At 31.5% G+C, this 17833-nt stretch carries 18 protein-coding genes and 2 other annotated features; of the genes, 2 read left to right on the top strand and 16 right to left on the bottom strand.

All coding sequences use genetic code 11. The annotated features are described in order from the left end of the window. Positions 1–2: 2 nt before the first annotated feature. Positions 3–80 (bottom strand) — a sequence feature (ribosomal protein L21 leader region). Positions 81–126: 46 nt separating this feature from the next. The 4 genes from mreD to EQ029_RS05910 form a co-directional block, all read right to left on the bottom strand. Further along, entirely contained in the window at positions 127–636 is a 510-nt protein-coding gene (gene mreD / locus EQ029_RS05925; protein WP_011275570.1) for a rod shape-determining protein MreD, read from the bottom strand. Continuing rightward, positions 636–1472, bottom strand: coding sequence for a rod shape-determining protein MreC (gene mreC, locus EQ029_RS05920; RefSeq protein WP_011275569.1), 837 nt, complete (start codon positions 1470–1472; stop codon positions 636–638). The genes mreD and mreC overlap by 1 nt, the downstream gene beginning before the upstream one ends. 196 nt (positions 1473–1668) lie before the next feature. Next, on the bottom strand, positions 1669–1791 hold the full coding sequence (locus EQ029_RS12755; RefSeq protein ID WP_011275568.1) for a hypothetical protein: 123 nt from the start codon (positions 1789–1791) through the stop codon (positions 1669–1671). Positions 1792–1871: 80 nt separating this feature from the next. After that, positions 1872–2348 (bottom strand): DUF4930 family protein, encoded by a 477-nt coding sequence (locus tag EQ029_RS05910; RefSeq protein WP_011275567.1) that lies wholly within the window; start codon positions 2346–2348, stop codon positions 1872–1874. Between the two features lie 168 nt (positions 2349–2516). On the opposite strand from EQ029_RS05910, the gene EQ029_RS05905 reads away from it, so the two are divergent. Next, positions 2517–2696 (top strand): hypothetical protein, encoded by a 180-nt coding sequence (locus tag EQ029_RS05905; RefSeq protein WP_011275566.1) that lies wholly within the window; start codon positions 2517–2519, stop codon positions 2694–2696. A 406-nt stretch (positions 2697–3102) separates the two neighbouring features. Here the strand turns inward: EQ029_RS05905 and radC are convergent, their stop codons facing one another. The 4 genes from radC to EQ029_RS05880 all read right to left on the bottom strand — a co-directional run bounded on the left by radC (position 3103) and on the right by EQ029_RS05880 (position 8598). Beyond that, positions 3103–3789: a RadC family protein gene (gene radC, locus EQ029_RS05895; RefSeq protein WP_011275564.1), complete on the bottom strand. Its 687-nt coding sequence runs from the start codon at positions 3787–3789 to the stop codon at positions 3103–3105. Positions 3790–4303: 514 nt separating this feature from the next. Next, positions 4304–4501, bottom strand: a complete 198-nt coding sequence (locus EQ029_RS12920) for a prepilin peptidase (protein ID WP_080388604.1) — start codon at positions 4499–4501, stop codon at positions 4304–4306. Positions 4502–4693: 192 nt separating this feature from the next. Beyond that, positions 4694–5956 carry a bifunctional folylpolyglutamate synthase/dihydrofolate synthase gene (locus tag EQ029_RS05885; protein WP_011275562.1) on the bottom strand — a complete coding sequence of 421 codons (1263 nt, stop codon included), beginning with the start codon at positions 5954–5956 and terminating at the stop codon, positions 4694–4696. An 11-nt stretch (positions 5957–5967) separates the two neighbouring features. Continuing rightward, positions 5968–8598, bottom strand: a complete 2631-nt coding sequence (locus EQ029_RS05880) for a valine--tRNA ligase (protein ID WP_011275561.1) — start codon at positions 8596–8598, stop codon at positions 5968–5970. A gap of 43 nt (positions 8599–8641) precedes the next feature. Next, positions 8642–8860 (bottom strand) — a binding site (T-box leader). Between the two features lie 56 nt (positions 8861–8916). Between EQ029_RS05880 and EQ029_RS05875 the strand changes: the two genes are divergently transcribed. Next, positions 8917–9471, top strand: a complete 555-nt coding sequence (locus EQ029_RS05875; protein WP_011275560.1) for a DNA-3-methyladenine glycosylase I — start codon at positions 8917–8919, stop codon at positions 9469–9471. Between the two features lie 126 nt (positions 9472–9597). On the opposite strand, the gene EQ029_RS05870 is transcribed toward EQ029_RS05875, so the two are convergent. The 8 genes from EQ029_RS05870 to yihA all read right to left on the bottom strand — a co-directional run bounded on the left by EQ029_RS05870 (position 9598) and on the right by yihA (position 17633). Further along, on the bottom strand, positions 9598–10674 hold the full coding sequence (locus EQ029_RS05870; RefSeq protein ID WP_033080135.1) for an AbrB family transcriptional regulator: 1077 nt from the start codon (positions 10672–10674) through the stop codon (positions 9598–9600). An 80-nt stretch (positions 10675–10754) separates the two neighbouring features. Then, the gene (gene hemL, locus EQ029_RS05865; protein ID WP_011275558.1) at positions 10755–12038 is read right to left on the bottom strand and encodes a glutamate-1-semialdehyde 2,1-aminomutase; all 1284 of its coding nucleotides are present in this window, start codon (positions 12036–12038) and stop codon (positions 10755–10757) included. 22 nt (positions 12039–12060) lie between these two features. Continuing rightward, positions 12061–13035: a porphobilinogen synthase gene (hemB, locus tag EQ029_RS05860; RefSeq protein WP_011275557.1), complete on the bottom strand. Its 975-nt coding sequence runs from the start codon at positions 13033–13035 to the stop codon at positions 12061–12063. Then, positions 13025–13705: a uroporphyrinogen-III synthase gene (locus EQ029_RS05855; RefSeq protein ID WP_011275556.1), complete on the bottom strand. Its 681-nt coding sequence runs from the start codon at positions 13703–13705 to the stop codon at positions 13025–13027. The genes hemB and EQ029_RS05855 overlap by 11 nt, the downstream gene beginning before the upstream one ends. Before the next feature lie 26 nt (positions 13706–13731). After that, positions 13732–14664 carry a hydroxymethylbilane synthase gene (gene hemC, locus EQ029_RS05850; RefSeq protein WP_011275555.1) on the bottom strand — a complete coding sequence of 311 codons (933 nt, stop codon included), beginning with the start codon at positions 14662–14664 and terminating at the stop codon, positions 13732–13734. Positions 14665–14694: 30 nt separating this feature from the next. Continuing rightward, a complete protein-coding gene (locus EQ029_RS05845; RefSeq protein WP_057504825.1) occupies positions 14695–15507 on the bottom strand; it encodes a cytochrome C assembly family protein in 813 nt (270 codons plus the stop codon). 21 nt (positions 15508–15528) lie between these two features. After that, a complete protein-coding gene (gene hemA, locus EQ029_RS05840; RefSeq protein WP_016930841.1) occupies positions 15529–16875 on the bottom strand; it encodes a glutamyl-tRNA reductase in 1347 nt (448 codons plus the stop codon). 170 nt (positions 16876–17045) lie between these two features. Beyond that, entirely contained in the window at positions 17046–17633 is a 588-nt protein-coding gene (gene yihA / locus EQ029_RS05835) for a ribosome biogenesis GTP-binding protein YihA/YsxC (RefSeq protein WP_011275552.1), read from the bottom strand. Between the last annotated feature and the right edge of the window lie 200 nt (positions 17634–17833).

Below are 17833 nucleotides of genomic sequence, written 5' to 3'. Positions count from 1 at the left end.
CCTATATTAATAAGTCACGCCATATATAGGTGACATAAAAAAATGTTCTTAAACCTATATTTGAGCGGTTGTATGTAGCTATAAAACTACTCAACTATTGCATCTTACCATTACTAAATACCGGTGTCAATCTTGTATATGAGTTTTTTTCATAAATTTTATAAAAGCTGGGAAAAGTATAATAAGTAAAATGACATTTAATATAATAGTTGGAATCATTCTTAATAAAGTGAAATTGATTATATCAATATTAGCGAATCCAATCACACCATAAATAATTGCTACGTAAATTTCGAAAACAATAATACTAATAATACTCAAAATACAAATCATTGTATAGTCTCGATAAAAAACTTTGAGAAATTTATCAAATATAACGACAAGTGCTAAGTAACCAAACATATATAATCCATAGACACTGCCGACATATATATCAGTTACGATTCCAAACAGAATTGCGAATATTAATCCGATTCCAAAGCCACGATAAATCGTTATCAACAATATATACAACAAAATTAAATGAGGAATAAAATTAAACTCGAAATGACCAAAATGCATTGGGATTAGAAGTCCAATGATACTGTCAATGTAAAACAGTACTACACCAACGATTAAGTACAAAAATACTCTCATCAATTGTCCCTGCTTTCATCGGAAGCATTGTCAGGATCTTTTTTGGCGATATATATATGGCTAATATCGGATAAATTAGCGCCTGTTTTAACTCTAACTTCTTTTGCTAATCCGTACTCATCATTTTCAACTTTGGTCACTTCACCTATGTATAAATCACTTGGTAATTGATCGGCTAACCCACTAGTTACGACCTTATCGCCTTTTGAAATCTTATTTTTATTATTGATATTGCCAATGATTAGTTCTTGATTCTTTTTATCATAGTGATCGATTAAACCAAATACATTTTTAGAATCGTGTTGAATGTTAACAGACAATTTACCTGTTCTAGTGTTAGTAGATAATAAGTCTACTTGTGCTGAAAATTGGTTAACTTTCGTTACTCTTCCAACTAAACCTTCAGCTGTCATTACAGCCATATTTGATTTAACACCGTCTTTATTTCCTTTATCAATGATTACTGTATTCATCCATTGATCAGCATTTCTAGCGATTACAGCACCAGAAATTGGATCATATTTAGAAATATCAGTCATATCTAATTCTTTTTTTAAATCTTTATTTTCCGCTTCTAACTTTTCATTTTTAGCCTCTAGTTGTTTTATTTTCTTGTTGTCAGTTGTTTTATTTGAGCTAAAAAGATTATTTATCGCTCCAGTAACAAAATTGACAGGATAGCTCACGACTCTTTGCCCAAGAGAAACAGAATCCCCCACATATTGTTCAGGAGGTGATTGTGTATGTGACCTTAAGGACAAACCAATCAGTGCAATAAAAATTATAACAGCACAAAAAACAACAATTAATTTGTTATTTTTAAAAAACTTTTGCACTCATAACACCTCTACAAATTCTAATTTAAATCATCCTTTATTATTTTATATTACTCGTTGTTTGAAATAAAGCACTAAGTTCATTCTATATCAACATCTTTGAATAAAAAAGAGATTAGATAGCACGACTATTTCGCAATGCGTAAAATAGTTAGTGGTACCTAATCTTAATAAACTCAGTATGAACTCAATTTAGTTATTTATCTTTATCCTTTTTATCATCGTCACTATAAAGTTTTTCATCTTTTCTCCATTTAGCGAAAAGATTTTGTGCTTTAGCTTGTTCATTTGCTTGTTTTTCTTTAGATTGTTCAGACATGTATCACACCAACCTTTGAAATATAGTTTATAACTTAACCATAACGTAGAAAATAAACTAGTTCAATTATGAAAACTTAATTAATATGCATCAAAAGGCTTTAATTCAATATATTGACCAAGTGCATTCAAATCTTGTTCCATTTCTATTTCAGTTCGATATACTTTTATCTGATCACTACCAAATTTATAAATAATGAATTCGTCATTACGTTGTCCAGCAATGTAATTTTCATTATATCCCATTCTTCCTAAGCCTGATACCGCCATAAACTCTTTCTTATCTATGTATTTAAATACATTTCTTGTTTGACTTGCCGGGATATTTTGTAAAATATCATTATCCTCAAGCACATAACGCTTACCATTTGTTGATATGTTATGAGGACGATCTAAATTGTTTGGTAAGTTATTCAACTGCTCATTGTTTATAGAATGATTTATCGGATTCCAATCTTGATCTCTTAGAAATGGTGCATATTTTAATGCAAAATATATAATACAAATAATAGCTATAACTGCAATGGTATTTTTTATAATACTAAGAAAAAACCGCATTAAATACCCTCCAATAGTAATCTTTATTATTATAATAGAACAATATAATATCAACATCAGTCTTTAGCATGATAATGGTATGTACTAAAGTATGATTCCAAATTAATCATGGATGCTTTATAATAAGATTATATTATCGTTTATGGATATTCATGAGGAGTGTTGATAATGAGTATTGTGAGTATCATTTTAATTGCATTACTTGTGATATTGTTATTTAGAGTTGGGTTTGCAATTCTTAGATTTATAATATCTGCAGCCTTAATATTATTAGGATTATATTTAGGATATCAAGGCATACTTTGGATTATGGAAAATTTCCAAGTACTATCAGCCTATATTCAATAAATTATTAAACTAGCCATGTCTCAATTTTGTAGGATTGATATTGCAATGGCTAGTTTTATTTTTTAAATGTATGTGTCAGATAGTTAAATAATTTATATACACCTGATAATAATAGTCCCCATATTACCCCTGTAATTAACGAGGCAAAAATTAATGATGCTATATTAATATTTTGACCGCTAATTAGTACACCTATCACAGTAAATATGACAATTCCTATCATAGATAAAACAATTGTCGTGAACATTTCCTTGAGTCCAATCGTATGTTCTTTGATTGTCAGTCTAAGAACATAAACTACTGGTATCAAAATCCCTATTATTAAAAATAATGTCATAATGCACCTCTATAAAATTTTTCAACCATAATTATACAGGATTACTAATATTTTAAACAAATGATACCATTAATTTCTCAAGTCAAAGTAACCTTCTTCTACTAAACTAGCATATTTTTGATCACCAATAATTATATGATCAAGGACTTGAATTCCTAGTAATTCACCACATTCCTTTAACCTAATTGTTGTTTCTATATCTTCTTTAGAAGGTGTGACATCGCCAGAAGGATGATTATGCAAAACTATAATCGCATTACTAGATGCTCTAATAGCTGCTTTGAAAACTTCGCGTGGATGTATTACTGAAGAATTCAATGTCCCTTTGTAAATCGTTTCTTCTTTTATCACAATATTTTTAGAGTTTAATAGAAGTACTACAAAATGTTCTTGAGTCAAATCTTTCATTTTTGACATCATAATATTAGATACATCACTTGGTGATGTTATTTTAATTTTTTCATTAAAATCTCTAGCATACATTCTTTCACCTAATTCAAAAGCAGCTTTAAGGATGACTGCTTTATAGAGTCCAATTCCTTTAATTGTTGTTAAATCATTAATTGATAAATGTTTTAGTTCTTTCAAACCATTAAAGCTAATCAGTAATTCATTAGCAATATCTAAACTTGAAAATCCGTGTCTTCCTGTATTTATAAGAATTGCTAATAACTCACTATTGGATAAACTTTTTGCTCCATTGTGAATAAGACGCTCTCTAGGTAATTCAGACTTTGCCATACTTTTAATTCTCAAACTAGATCAACCTTTCTAAATGTATAATAGCGTGTTCTGGTATAAATAATTTGTCATTATAAAACCAATAAACATGAATGGTACAAATGGAATATAAGTTTGCTGTTTCATTATTAATAAAATTGAAGAAACTATAATAGCGATTAAAAGCGTATAAAGGAGAAATATCAAATAAAAGTGATATGGAAAAAAACAAGATAAGATACTTAAAAGTAATATATCACCATATCCTATTTGTCTTGGAAAAAGAAAATAGTATAGATGAAATATTAAAGTGAAGAATATAAAGGTTGAAAAATAAATCATCGTGATTTTTGCACATACAATAGTATATAGAATTATCATGACTATATTAATTGTTAATGTTTGAAGGTCATATAATGCCATTGTAAGAAGGAATAAATAAGTAGTAATAAACAGAGAGAAGTGTACATTAGTATCAAAATTAATTATTAAAGGGATAATTAAGAAGGCAAAGCATTCTCCAAAAATATAATGACGTTTTAACTTTTGATTACAACAATGAGATTTTCCTTTTAAAATAAAAAAAGCTAAATATAGGTACTAATTCGAACCAACCTAATTTACGACCGCAATGATCACACTTGGAACGCCTAACCAGATAATTCAAATTCAAACTGTTAGTATTGGTAAGATGGTATAAAAAACTAAACAAAACACTACAAACATAAGATATTAAAAATACTAGCATCACCTAAATTAATTATAACTATTTAATCTTGAAAGTAAATGAGTTGTATCATTTATTTTATAAATAAATAATAGTATTTAATAAAAATGTTAATCTCATTATCAATAACTAAAATTTAGTGATAAACAAATATCCCCGAGTCACATAGGTATAAAGTTAGCCTAAATGACTTGAGGATATACTATTTCAAATTTAAAATTCAGTTTTACTTTTTACTTCACTTATAAAATATAAACTACCTGTAATTAATAACCCATTGCCATCATAATTGTTTATAAAAGAAACATAATCATCAATAAATTCAATATGCTCTAAATTTACTTGTTCTGACAACTCATCTTTAGTCAATGCTTTAGGGAAGTCGAATTCAGTGAAATATAGGTGATTTGAGATCTCTTCTAGTTTATTAAGCATGCCATGCACTGGTTTACCTTTTATCGCCGAGAAAAGAACGTCCATTTTTTCGTTATCGTAATAATTCTTAATCGTATCAATTAAAGCTTCAATACTTTCGTTATTGTGGGCTCCATCTATAATGATTAATGGATTCTCTTTTACTTGTTCAATACGACCAGTCCAACTAACACTCTCAATAGCATCAATCATCTTATTAAAATCTAACGTAATAATTTCTTGTTCATATAGCTCAATCAATGCAGTAATTGCAAGCGCTGCATTTTCTTTTTGATGTTCACCAAGCATGTTTAAAATAATTGTTTCTAGCTCATAGTCCTTATAACGATAAGTAAATTCATCGTCTTGTGAAACAACCACAATCTCACGGTCTAATTCAATTGGTTTAGCCTCACTACTTTCAGCTAGGTCTCTAATATATTTTAATGCTTCCTCGTTTTTAACAGCATAAATCACAGGTATATTAGGTTTAATAATGGCACCTTTGTCTTTTGCAATATCTAAATAAGTGTTACCTAAAATATCAGTATGATCTAATCCAATACTTGTAAGTACTGAGAGAATTGGGTTAAACACATTAGTGGAGTCATTTTTTATACCTAACCCCGCTTCAACTACAACAAAATCAACTGGGTGAATTTGTCCAAAGTATACAAACATCATTGTTGTAATGATTTCAAACTCAGTAGCACCACCTAGTTCAGTTTCCTGCTCTAAGACTTCACTAATTGGTTTAACTATTTCGACTAATTCAACAATCTCGTCATTTGTAATTGGAAGTCCATTTAGACTAATTCTTTCATTAAAAGTTTCAATAAATGGAGAAGTAAACGTTCCTACCTCATAACCATTTTCCACTAAAGCGGCTCTAATATAAGCTACAGTTGAGCCTTTACCATTTGTACCACCAACATGTATGCCTCTAATATTTAATTGAGGGTTATTCAAACGATCTAGCATCCACTCCATACGTTTTACACCAGGTTTGATACCAAATTTAGTTCTCTCATGTATCCAATACAAACTCTCTAGGTAATTCATTGGCGATTCTCCTATGCTTTTAATTGTTCAATTCTGTTTTTCACACCATCATATTTTTCTTGATAACGTTGTTGTTTTTCTTTTTCTTCGTTGATAACTTTTTCAGGCGCTTTATTAACAAAATTTTCATTAGATAATTTTTTATCAACACGATCAAGTTCTTTTTGTAATTTATCTAATTCTTTTTCTAAGCGTGCAATTTCTTTATCCATATCAATTAAACCTTCTAAAGGTAATACAACTTTACCAGCGATTACCACTGCAGTCATTGCTTTTTCAGGAATATCAATATGTGTATCAATCGTTAAATCACTAGGATTACAGAATTTATGAATATAATCTTCATTTTCAATTAGTGTTGCTTTAATATTTTCATCTTTGGCTTGAATGTAAATAGGTATAGCTTTAGAAAGTGGCGTATTTACTTCAACACGAGATTGTCTTACAGATTTGATAATTTCAACTAATTGTTGCATCGTTTGCTTACTTTCTTCAAATACAAGCTCTTCCCTAACCGTTGGCCATGATGCTTTTACAATTGTTTCTCCTTCATGTGGAAGACTTTGCCATATCTTCTCAGTAACAAAAGGCATAAATGGATGTAACATTCTCATAATTTGATCTAGTGTATAACTTAAAACAGACCGTGTCGTTTGTTTTTGTGCTTCATCTTCACCGTTCATTGGTATTTTACTCATTTCAATATACCAATCACAGAACTCGTCCCAAATGAAATTATATAGCGCACGACCAACTTCACCAAACTCATACTTTTCACTTAAATTAGTAACTGTTTCAATCGTCTCATTCAAACGAGTTAAGATCCATTTATCCGCTAAAGAAAGGTTTCCAGTTAAATCGATATCCTCAAATTTAAATTCATCACCTATATTCATTAAGCTAAAACGCGCACCGTTCCATATTTTATTAATGAAATTCCAAACAGACTCTACTTTCTCAGTAGAATAACGTAAGTCATGACCAGGTGATGATCCTGTTGCCAAGAAATATCTTAAGCTATCTGCTCCATATTCTTCAATTACATCCATAGGATCTACACCATTACCTAAAGATTTACTCATTTTCCGACCGTCTTCAGCTCGAACTAAACCATGAAGTAAAACATCATTGAATGGTCTTCTGTCAGTGAATTCAAGACCTTGGAATATCATTCTTGCAACCCAGAAGAAAATAATGTCATATCCAGTAACAAGTGCATTAGTTGGATAGTAACGTTTAAAATCATCTGCATCAATATTCGGCCAACCTAAAGTTGAAAATGGCCACAATGCACTAGAGAACCAAGTATCTAGAACATCTTCATCTTGCACCCAATTATCAATATCTTTAGGCGCTTCTTCACCAACATAAATTTCACCAGTTTCTTTATGGTACCAAGCAGGTATTTGATGACCCCACCATAATTGTCTAGAAATTGTCCAGTCTCTAATTTCTTCCATCCAACGATTGAAAGTGTTCTCAAAACGTGGTGGATAAAAATCGATGCGATCATCTGTTTTTTGATTATCAAGTGAACGTTGCGCTAACGGTTTCATTTTTACAAACCATTGCGTTGATAAGTATGGTTCAACAACAGCACCTGAGCGTTCAGAATGACCAACTGAATGAACATGTTCTTCAATCTTAATGACTAGATCTTGCGCTTTTAAATCTTCAACTAATTGTTTACGACATTCAAATCGATCTAATCCAGCATATTTATCAGCTTTATCGTTCATTTTACCATTTTCATCCATGACAATAATGTTCTCTAAACTATGTCGTTGACCAATCTCAAAATCATTTGGATCATGTGCAGGCGTTACCTTCATAGCACCACTACCAAAATCAATATCAACATACTCATCAGCTAATATCGGTAACTCTCGACCAACAATTGGTAATATAACTTTCTTACCAATTACATCTTTGTAGCGATCATCATTAGGATTAACAACTATGGCAGTATCTCCTAACATTGTCTCAGGTCTTGTTGTCGCAATTTCAATATAGCCATCACCATCAGCGTAAGGATATTTAAAATGATAGAAATGACCTTGCACATCCTCATGAATTACTTCAATATCTGATAAAGCCGTTCTAGCTTCAGGATCCCAGTTAATAATACGTTCACCACGATAAATTATGCCTTTATTGTATAAGTCAACGAAGACTTTTCTTACTGCCTTACTTAACCCATCATCTAGAGTAAAACGCTCTCTGCTATAATCTAGCCCCAAACCTAATTTAGCCCATTGTTGGCGTATAAATGACGCATATTCTTCTTTCCATGACCAAGCGTGTTCTAGGAACTTCTCGCGTCCGATATCATGACGAGAAATACCTTGTTCTTTTAATTTAGCATCTACCTTTGCTTGAGTAGCAATACCTGCATGGTCCATACCAGGTAGATATAGTGTGTCATACCCTTGCATACGTTTCATACGCGTAATAATATCTTGTAAAGTTGTATCCCATGCATGTCCAAGGTGTAATTTTCCTGTCACATTGGGTGGTGGAATTACAATTGTATATGTCTCTTTTGACTTGTCTTCTGAGGGTTTGAAATAATCATTCTTTACCCATTCTTCATAACGCCCAGCCTCAACTTCGCGTGGATTATACTTAGGCTCCATATTCATCGATTAAAACCTCCTAATAATTAAAAAAACATCCTCCTAAATAATATAGGACGGATGTTCCGTGGTACCACCTAAATTCAAGTATAAATTAATATACTTGCACTTAATTTGATTAACGCTCAAACACGCTTTTATCTACTAATTAATGGTTCAATAAAAGTTCAAGTGGGCTACCTTCAGATTGAATGTTATACATATTTACACCAACCATATGCTCTCTGTGCTATCATTCAAACTTACTCTTCCCAATAATATATTTCATTACTTAATTATAGTATAATGGAAATCGTGATAAGTCAATCTCTTGGAGGTATATTTATGAATGAATGTGCATTTAGCACAAAAGACCCGACTTACTTAGATTATCATGACAATGTTTGGGGTCAACCTATATATGATAGCAAAGCCCTATTTAAACTAATGGCTTTAGAATCTCAACATGCTGGATTATCTTGGCTAACCATTTTAAAAAAGAAACAATCTTACGAACAGGCATTTTACAACTTTGAGCCAAGCAAAATTGCTCAGATGTCTACGAAAGATATAGATGATTTAATGGAATTTCCTAACATTGTTCATAATCGTAAAAAGTTAGAAGCGATTGTATCACAAGCACAAGGTTATTTTGAAATAGAAAAGGACTTTGGTAGTTTTAGTAATTTCCTTTGGTCATATGTTAATCATCAACCTATAGATTTGAACTATACAACTGCCTCAGAAAGAATTACAGTTGACGATCGTGCTAAACAATTATCTAAAGACTTAAAAAAATATGGTTTTAAATTTTTAGGACCAGTAACTGTTTTTTCATTTTTAGAAGCGGCAGGTCTATATGATGCCCATTTGAAAGGATGCCCATCTAAACCTTCTTAAAATTAATATAGGTTGTGTCATAGAGTGCAATTTAAGAAATGAGTCGAATAGTTATTGTACGTAGAAGGTTTTATCAATCCTCTCTTATTTCAAGTATACTAACGCTTAAACTTTACATGACACAACCTATCTTTTTTGATGAAATTTTGATATACCACCACGTAAGAAAAAGCCAATGACAGGCGCTACTACAAATAAAATAAAAAAGATTCTAAATATGTGGAAACTAGAAATCATAGCCACATCTGCCCCAGTTGCCATAGCAACTAAAACAATTTGACTCATACCTCCTGGCGCTCCGCCTAAAAACAACTCATTAATATTATTATTTGTAAATATGTGCACAATATATACCATGATAAATGATCCAATAATTAGAAAGACATTTTGATAAATGATTGCAACGGCAATTCGACCTTTTAAATCGGAAAGTAAATTGGCAATCTGCAATCCAATTCTAATCATATAAATCACTTGTGCAGTAGCAAGAATATAATTATCTAATGTAAATGTGTGATGTGTAGTTAAATTCCATATTACTAACACGACAATAGGGGCCAATAATTGCTTAGTAGGAAAATTAATTTTAGCCATAAGGCTATAAATGATTGCAATACAACACATTAATATTATTATTTGTGATAAGTTTAGTACTTCCGTTAATGGAGGTGATTTAATAGAAGTTGTTTCATTTCCACCATCACTACTAAAGAAATAAGAAATTAAGGGTACTAATATCACGACGAATATAACGCGAGACGTTTGAGTTAAACTCACTACGAGAATATTTGCCTTTTTATTTTCCTCTGCCATAATTAGCATTTGACTTAAAGCACCTGGAATGACACTTAATATAGCTGTCTCAGTGTTTACTCTTGCTATTTTTTTGAAAAAGAAGGCGATCAATAGAGATAAAACTAATAGTAATAGTGTAATAACAACAATTATCAACCAATCATTTTTAATATCATGCAACACTTCAGACGTAAATGTTGATCCAATTTGCACCCCTAATAGAATCAATCCAATTTGACTAAGCCAGAATGGCCATTTAACCTCTAATTTAAATACTTTAATGACGATTATCGATGCAATAATCGGACCGAACATAAATGGTAAAAGAACGTGCGCAACATGTAATAACAAACTTATAACAATAGCAGTCACTAATAGAATAAAGTTATTGGTCCATACATTTTTCATTATGTAGCCACTTCTTTCATTAAAAATGAGGTTAAGACGTCATCTAGTTGAAAGTCCTAACCTCATTTTATTTCATAACATTATACAATACGACTTAAAGCAGTATCAAATGCTTGGATTGTTTTTTCAATGTCTTCTTTACTATGTGCTGTAGATAAGAATGTTCCCTCAAATTGAGAAGGTGGTAGGAATACACCTTCTTTAGCCATTTCACGATACATTTGACTGAACAATTCTAAATTACTTTTATTTGCTTCTTCAAAGTTAGTTACTGGTCCTTCATTTAAGAAATATCCAATCATAGAACCAGCTCGATTAATAGTAATTGGGACATTATGTTTGCTAAATACTTTTTTTAGTCCTTCTTCTAAGATATCACCTAATTCTTGGAAATACTCATAAGATTCAGGTGTTAATTGACTTAGAGTTTCGTAACCACTCGTCATTGCTAATGGGTTCCCGGATAATGTTCCAGCTTGATAAATATTTCCAACTGGAGCAACTTTGTCCATAATCTCTTTTCTACCGCCAAACGCACCTACTGGTAATCCACCACCAATAACTTTACCTAAACATGTAAGATCTGGTGTTACACCAAAGTAACCTTGCGCACAATTGTACCCTACTCGGAAACCTGTCATTACTTCATCAAATATTAATAGCGCCCCATAGTCATTTGTAATCTCACGTAACCCTTGTAGGAATCCATCTTTAGGAGGTACAACGCCCATATTACCAGCAACTGGTTCTACGATAATTCCAGCGATATCATCTCCATAATTTTCGAAAGCAATTTTAATTGCTTCTAAATCATTATACGGAACTGTAATCGTATTCTTAGCAGTACCTTCTGGGACACCAGGTGAGTCTGGTAATCCTAGTGTTGCAACACCAGAACCCGCTTTAATTAATAAAGAATCACTATGACCGTGATAGCATCCTTCAAATTTAATAATCTTATTTCTTCCAGTATAACCACGAGCCAATCTTAACGCTGCTAACGTTGCCTCAGTTCCTGATGAAACCATACGCACTTTTTCAATTGATGGTACGCGTTCGATTACTAATTCTGCAAGTTTGTTTTCTTCTAAGGTAGATGCTCCGAAGCTTGTTCCTCTATTAACAGCCTCATGTAGTTTTTTTATAACTTGTTCGTTTTTATGACCTAGAATTAAAGGTCCCCAGCTTAATACATAGTCAATATACTCGTTACCATCGATATCATAAATTCTTGATCCTTTTGCATGATCCATAAAAATCGCTGGTGTATCTACTGATTTAAATGCTCTTACAGGACTATTAACGCCACCTGGCATTAAATTTTCAGCAATTTTCATCGCTTCAATCGATTTCTCGTAACCCATATCAAAATCCTCCTAAAATTAATTATTTATCTAAGTAATGGCAAATATCTTTCGCAAAGTAAGTAATAATCATATCTGCACCTGCACGTTTCATTGAAACCATTTGTTCCATAACAACACGTTCTTCATCTATCCAACCATTTTGTGCTGCTGCTTTTGTCATTGCATACTCACCACTTACGTTATAAGCAATAACAGGAATATTTGTATTGTTTTTAACGTCTCTTACAATATCTAAATAACTTAGCGCAGGTTTTACTATCATCATATCAGCGCCCTCTTTTAAGTCACTTTCAAGTTCACGAAATGCTTCTAAGCGATTCGCTGGGTCCATTTGGTAAGTCTTTCTGTCACCAAAAGAAGGTGCAGAATCAGCCGCATCTCTAAATGGACCAAAGAAACTTGATGCATATTTGATACCATAACTCATAATTGGAATATTGTAATAGCCGGCATTATCTAGACCTTTACGAATTTCTGCAACAAAACCGTCCATCATATTACTTGGTGCGATAATGTCTGCTCCCGCTTCAACTTGTGAGATAGCTGTTTTAACAAGTAAAGGTAATGATTTATCATTATCTACATCATGAGTGTGATCATCAATAACACCACAATGTCCATGATCTGTATATTCACATAAACATGTATCTGCTACAATTAATAAATCTTTATGCAATTCTTTAGCCTTTCGTGTTGCTTCTTGGATAATACCATTATGATCATATGCACCAGAACCTACGTCATCTTTAGCATTTGGTACACCAAAGAACATGATTGCTCTAATACCTAGTTCATATGCCTCATTTATTTCATCATCTAATAAATTCAAGCTTATTTGGTAAACGCCTGGAAGTGATTTAATCTCACTTTTTACGTTATCTTTTTCAACTACGAATATTGGATAAATTAAATCTTCTTTTCTAACATGGTTTTCTCTAACTAAATTACGCATTGACTCTGATGAGCGTAATCGTCTATGTCTATCAAATTTCATTATTATACCAACTTTCAATAATTTTATTTATAAGTGATTCCGAAGTTTGTTTATCAGCTATTAATGGCTTGAGACCGTTCTTTCGTAATGTGTTAGCAGTTTGGGCCCCAATAGCAACATACTTATCAAAACCACAAGGAACGTCATGCTTTATATATGCATTTACTGCAGAAGAACTTGAAAATGTTAACGCATGAACTTTGTGATGTTCTATCAATTGAATGACTTCTCTAATATTCCTATCATTAGGAATAGGTTTATATAAATCGATTTTAGTCACTATATTGTTTTGTGCTAATGTATGTTGGAGTTTGGGACGCGCTTCAGCACTACTCGGTATGAGAATGCTTTGTTGATCCTTTTTAAACTGATTCAAAAATCCTTCTTGAGAGTAGTCATTAGGTATAAAATCAACATTAATTTTAAGCGCTTCACAAAGTTCGGCAGTTTTCTGTCCAATGACAGCCACATATTTAACATCTAATTGATTTAAATATTTATAAAATATGCGAACCGCATTTTTAGAAGAAAAAATAATCCAGTCATATTTATGATGCAAAACTTGAGTATCAAATTCAAGTGATTGAATTTCTATAAATGGCTTATGCATTATTTCCACTAAATCACTATTAAATTCACTCGATTGCGTCATAACTACAACTGGTTTCATATTTCATTACACCTCAATAATCTGGTTTAATGCGCTTGCTCTTCATTTAGTTTTTTGATTATTTCATAAGCACCCTGTTCTTTTAAAACACGGCTGACTGCTTCACCTAAATCAACAGGATTTTTACCAACTTCTGTGTGCTCATATCTCTTTGTACCGTCTGGAGTCATAATTAACCCAGTAAATTCAATTTCACCATTTTCCTTATTAGTTGCATACCCTCCAATAGGTACTTGACAACTACCATCCATAGCTGAAAGGAATGTTCTTTCAGCTGTAACACAATTCGCTACTGCTTGATTATGAACTTTACTTAATAATTCCAATAGTTCGACATCATCACTACGACACTCTATACCTAATGCACCTTGTCCAATAGCTGGTAATAAAATATCTTTGTCCAGATAAGTCGTTACAATATCATCTGACCAACCCATACGTCTAAGTCCTGCAGCAGCTAAAATAATTGCATCATAATCTTCTATTTCTAATTTTTTAAGTCGAGTGTCAATATTTCCTCTTATCCATTTAATTTCTAAGTTTGGATATTTAGATAAAATTTGAGCACCACGTCTTAATGAACTCGTACCAATAATACTACCATCCGGTAATTCATTTAAAGGTATATGATTTTTAGAAATATAAGCATCAAATGGAACTTCTCTATCAGGTATGCAACCTAGTGTTAAACCTTCAGGAATGATACTTGGTACATCTTTAAGTGAGTGTATTGCCATGTCAATTTCTTTGTCAAAAAGTTCTTGTTGGATTTCTTTAACAAATAGTCCTTTACCGCCCACTTTAGATAATTGTTTATTTACGATGCGGTCACCTTTAGTGACAATCTCCTTAATTTCTATTTCAAGTGTTGGATCCACCGCTTTTAACTTATCTATAAATTGTTGACTCTGAGTTAAGGCAAGCTTACTTCTACGTGAGCCTACAACCAATTTGCGCATAATTGTTGCCTCCTAATGACATTTGAAAATTCAAGTGAAATGTGTTGTAAAAAATAGATTAATCATGCATAAGCAAAATAACATAATATTAAAGTAAATTAAATAAATTGTTTTAAACCATCGATTAATACGACTTAGTAAATAAATAGCGTAAAAAATTGTAATAATAGAAGATAGTACTACTTTAGGGTCAGCAAAAATACTATGTCCAATTGCATAGACACCCCACTGTGCGCCTAAAATAACACTCAAAATTAATATAATGAAACCACTTAAAGATGAATAAAAAACAACCGTTTCAAGTGTGGCTACGCTACCAATTCTAAAGTATTTTTGATCAAAATTCTTTTCCCTTAAATTGCGGTATTGAATAATATAAAGTAATGAATTTACAAAAGCTAGTGCAAAAAGAGCATAACTTAATACCGCTAAGCCTATATGCACTAATAACAATTCATTTATAACTGCAATGCGTTGCACATTTGTTGAGTAATGCTCAGGTTGAAAAGTATTCATCATCAATAATATAAATCCAATAACATTGAGAAAGAATACTGAAAAACTTAATACTTTAACTACATTTAAAACCAGTGCTATACATATAGTTATCCATGATAAAAAGAAAAATACATCAAATAATGAACTCAACGGAATTTCATTATGCGAAGTGATATAAACAGATAAAGAGATTGTTTGCAATATCCAAACAATCCCTAATGTATAAATTCCTAATTCTCTAATTTTATGACTCTTTTTAACGAAATCTATAAAATAACAGAGAATACTAATTAAATATATAATTAATATTATTTCATGAAATCTAATAAACAGGGTCTCTTGCATATTATCACCATATTAATATGCTTATTCAAAACTAAAGATGTGACGGATAGAAACTTCTTTTTCTTTTTGTGCTTTACGAGCTTTAATATCCTCGTAAGGGTCTGCAGTATCAATATCAAATATGTTTTGAAATAGCTCTAATTTTTCATTACTTCTCTTATCATTACTCAATTCTTTGGCCTGTTTTATTGGATCTTTCAACATTTGATTAATAATACTTTTAGTATGTTTCGAAATGATTGTACGTTCTCTATCACTAAGATCAGGTAGCTTTCTATCAATACTATCCATTGTTTCTGACTGGATTGTCATTGCTTTTTCACGCAATGCTCTAATTACAGGTACAACACCTAACATATTTACCCAATCATTATGAGCCTGGACTTCATCAGGAATCTGACTTGCTATAAAGTCAGCAGCCATCTGACGTTCTCGCAAGTTAGCATCAACTAAACCTTTAAGATCATCCACGTCATAGCTAAAAATATTTTCGCTGATATTAACATTTGGTTCAATATCTCTAGGAACCGCAATGTCTATTAACAATAATGAAGAAGCTTTTCTCTTAAGATTGACCGACTCAATCATAGATTTTGTAACAATAAAATCTGGCGAACTTGTTGAACTGATAACAATATCAGCATTAGTCAAAAGAGTTGGTAATGACTCAAGTGTATTATAATTTACGCCGTGCTTCGTTGCTAATTTATACGCATTAGTTTCAGTTCTATTAACGACAGTAATATCATCAATACCAGAACCTAATAAATTTAAGAGTGATAATTCACTCATTTCCCCTGCACCTATAATAATAGTTTGTTTACCTTTTAGTTTACCAAATACCTTTTTAGCTAATTCAACTGCTGCATATGAAACACTCACAGCATTATCTGCTATGTCAGTCTCATTATGCGCCTTTTTAGCGAAAGTAATAGCCTGTTTAAATAAATGATTAAAAATTGTACCAGTTGTTTGAATGTCTTGAGCTAAAAAGAATGCATCTCTCATTTGTCCAAGAATCTGAGTTTCACCTAATACAATTGAATCCAAGCCAGAAGTGACACGCAGTAAATGTTCAACTGCTTCGTCCCCCACTTTAACTTCTGACATATTTTTTATATCATCTACATCAAATCCAAATGAACGCGCTAAAAATCTTTGAATATAGTAACGACCTGTGTGAATTTGATCAACAATAGCATATACTTCAGTACGATTACATGTAGATAAAATGACGTTCTCTAAAATAGATTTAGTTTCGAACAAATCTTCATGGGCTAATCGTAAGGCATCATCTCTAAAAGCTACTTGCTCTCTAAGTGCTACATCGGCAGTGCGATGATTTATACTTATAGCAATAAAATGCATTTATAACGCCCTCCAAATACTAACAATACAGTTAGTATAACACATAATTTAATGATTTTAAGTTGATTGCTCAAACAAATTAGAAAGATTCTAATTTAAAGTCAAAATTTTGACACTTATCCCATTAAAAAATCTAAACAGAAGTTTGACCTCTGCTTAGATTAAAATAATTATAAATAATTAGCAATTAAATCCCATATTTGTTGCTGCTTTGTATTTTGAATTGATGAGTAACTAATAATCGTATCATCTGGATCTAAATCTAATTTCTCTTTAATATTTTTAATATGCTTTTGAATCTTACCCTTTGCAATCTTGTCCTCTTTAGTACAAATAACTAGTGTAGGTATATCAAAATGTTTTAAGTAATTATACATTAAAACATCATCTTCAGTAGGATTGTGTCGTAAGTCAACTAATTGAATGACTAGCTTTAAACTCTCTCTCTTAGTCAAATATTCTTCAATCATTTTACCAAATTTCTCACGTTGTGATTTACTCACTTTTGCATAGCCATACCCAGGGACGTCGACAAATATTAATTGATCATCAATATTAAAGAAATTTAATGTTTGTGTTTTGCCTGGTTGTTGCGACGTGCGAGCCATATTTTTTCTGCCAATCATACTATTAATGAAAGAAGATTTACCAACGTTTGAACGTCCACTTAATGCTACTTCAGATAAACCTGTATCAGGATATTGAGCTTCTTGTACAGCACTTATAATCAAATCAATGTTATTAGGATTAATATTCATAAATTATCCTCTCTTTAGTAATTAAATTTAACTGTTTCATTATAATATATATTTCATTATATCTAAATAAGCAATTTTTTAATTAAAAAAGGAGCAGAACAGAATTCAAATAGAATTCGATGTTCCACTCCAACTTTAATTGTTTATAAAATCTTAAAATTATTTCAACTGTTCGGCGCAATCTTTACAAAGCGTACTCA

Source organism: Staphylococcus haemolyticus (genome assembly GCF_006094395.1).
Lineage (GTDB): Bacteria > Bacillota > Bacilli > Staphylococcales > Staphylococcaceae > Staphylococcus > Staphylococcus haemolyticus.
Note: the sequence above shows the minus strand (reverse complement) of the source record. Positions and strands in the feature narration are given on the sequence as shown.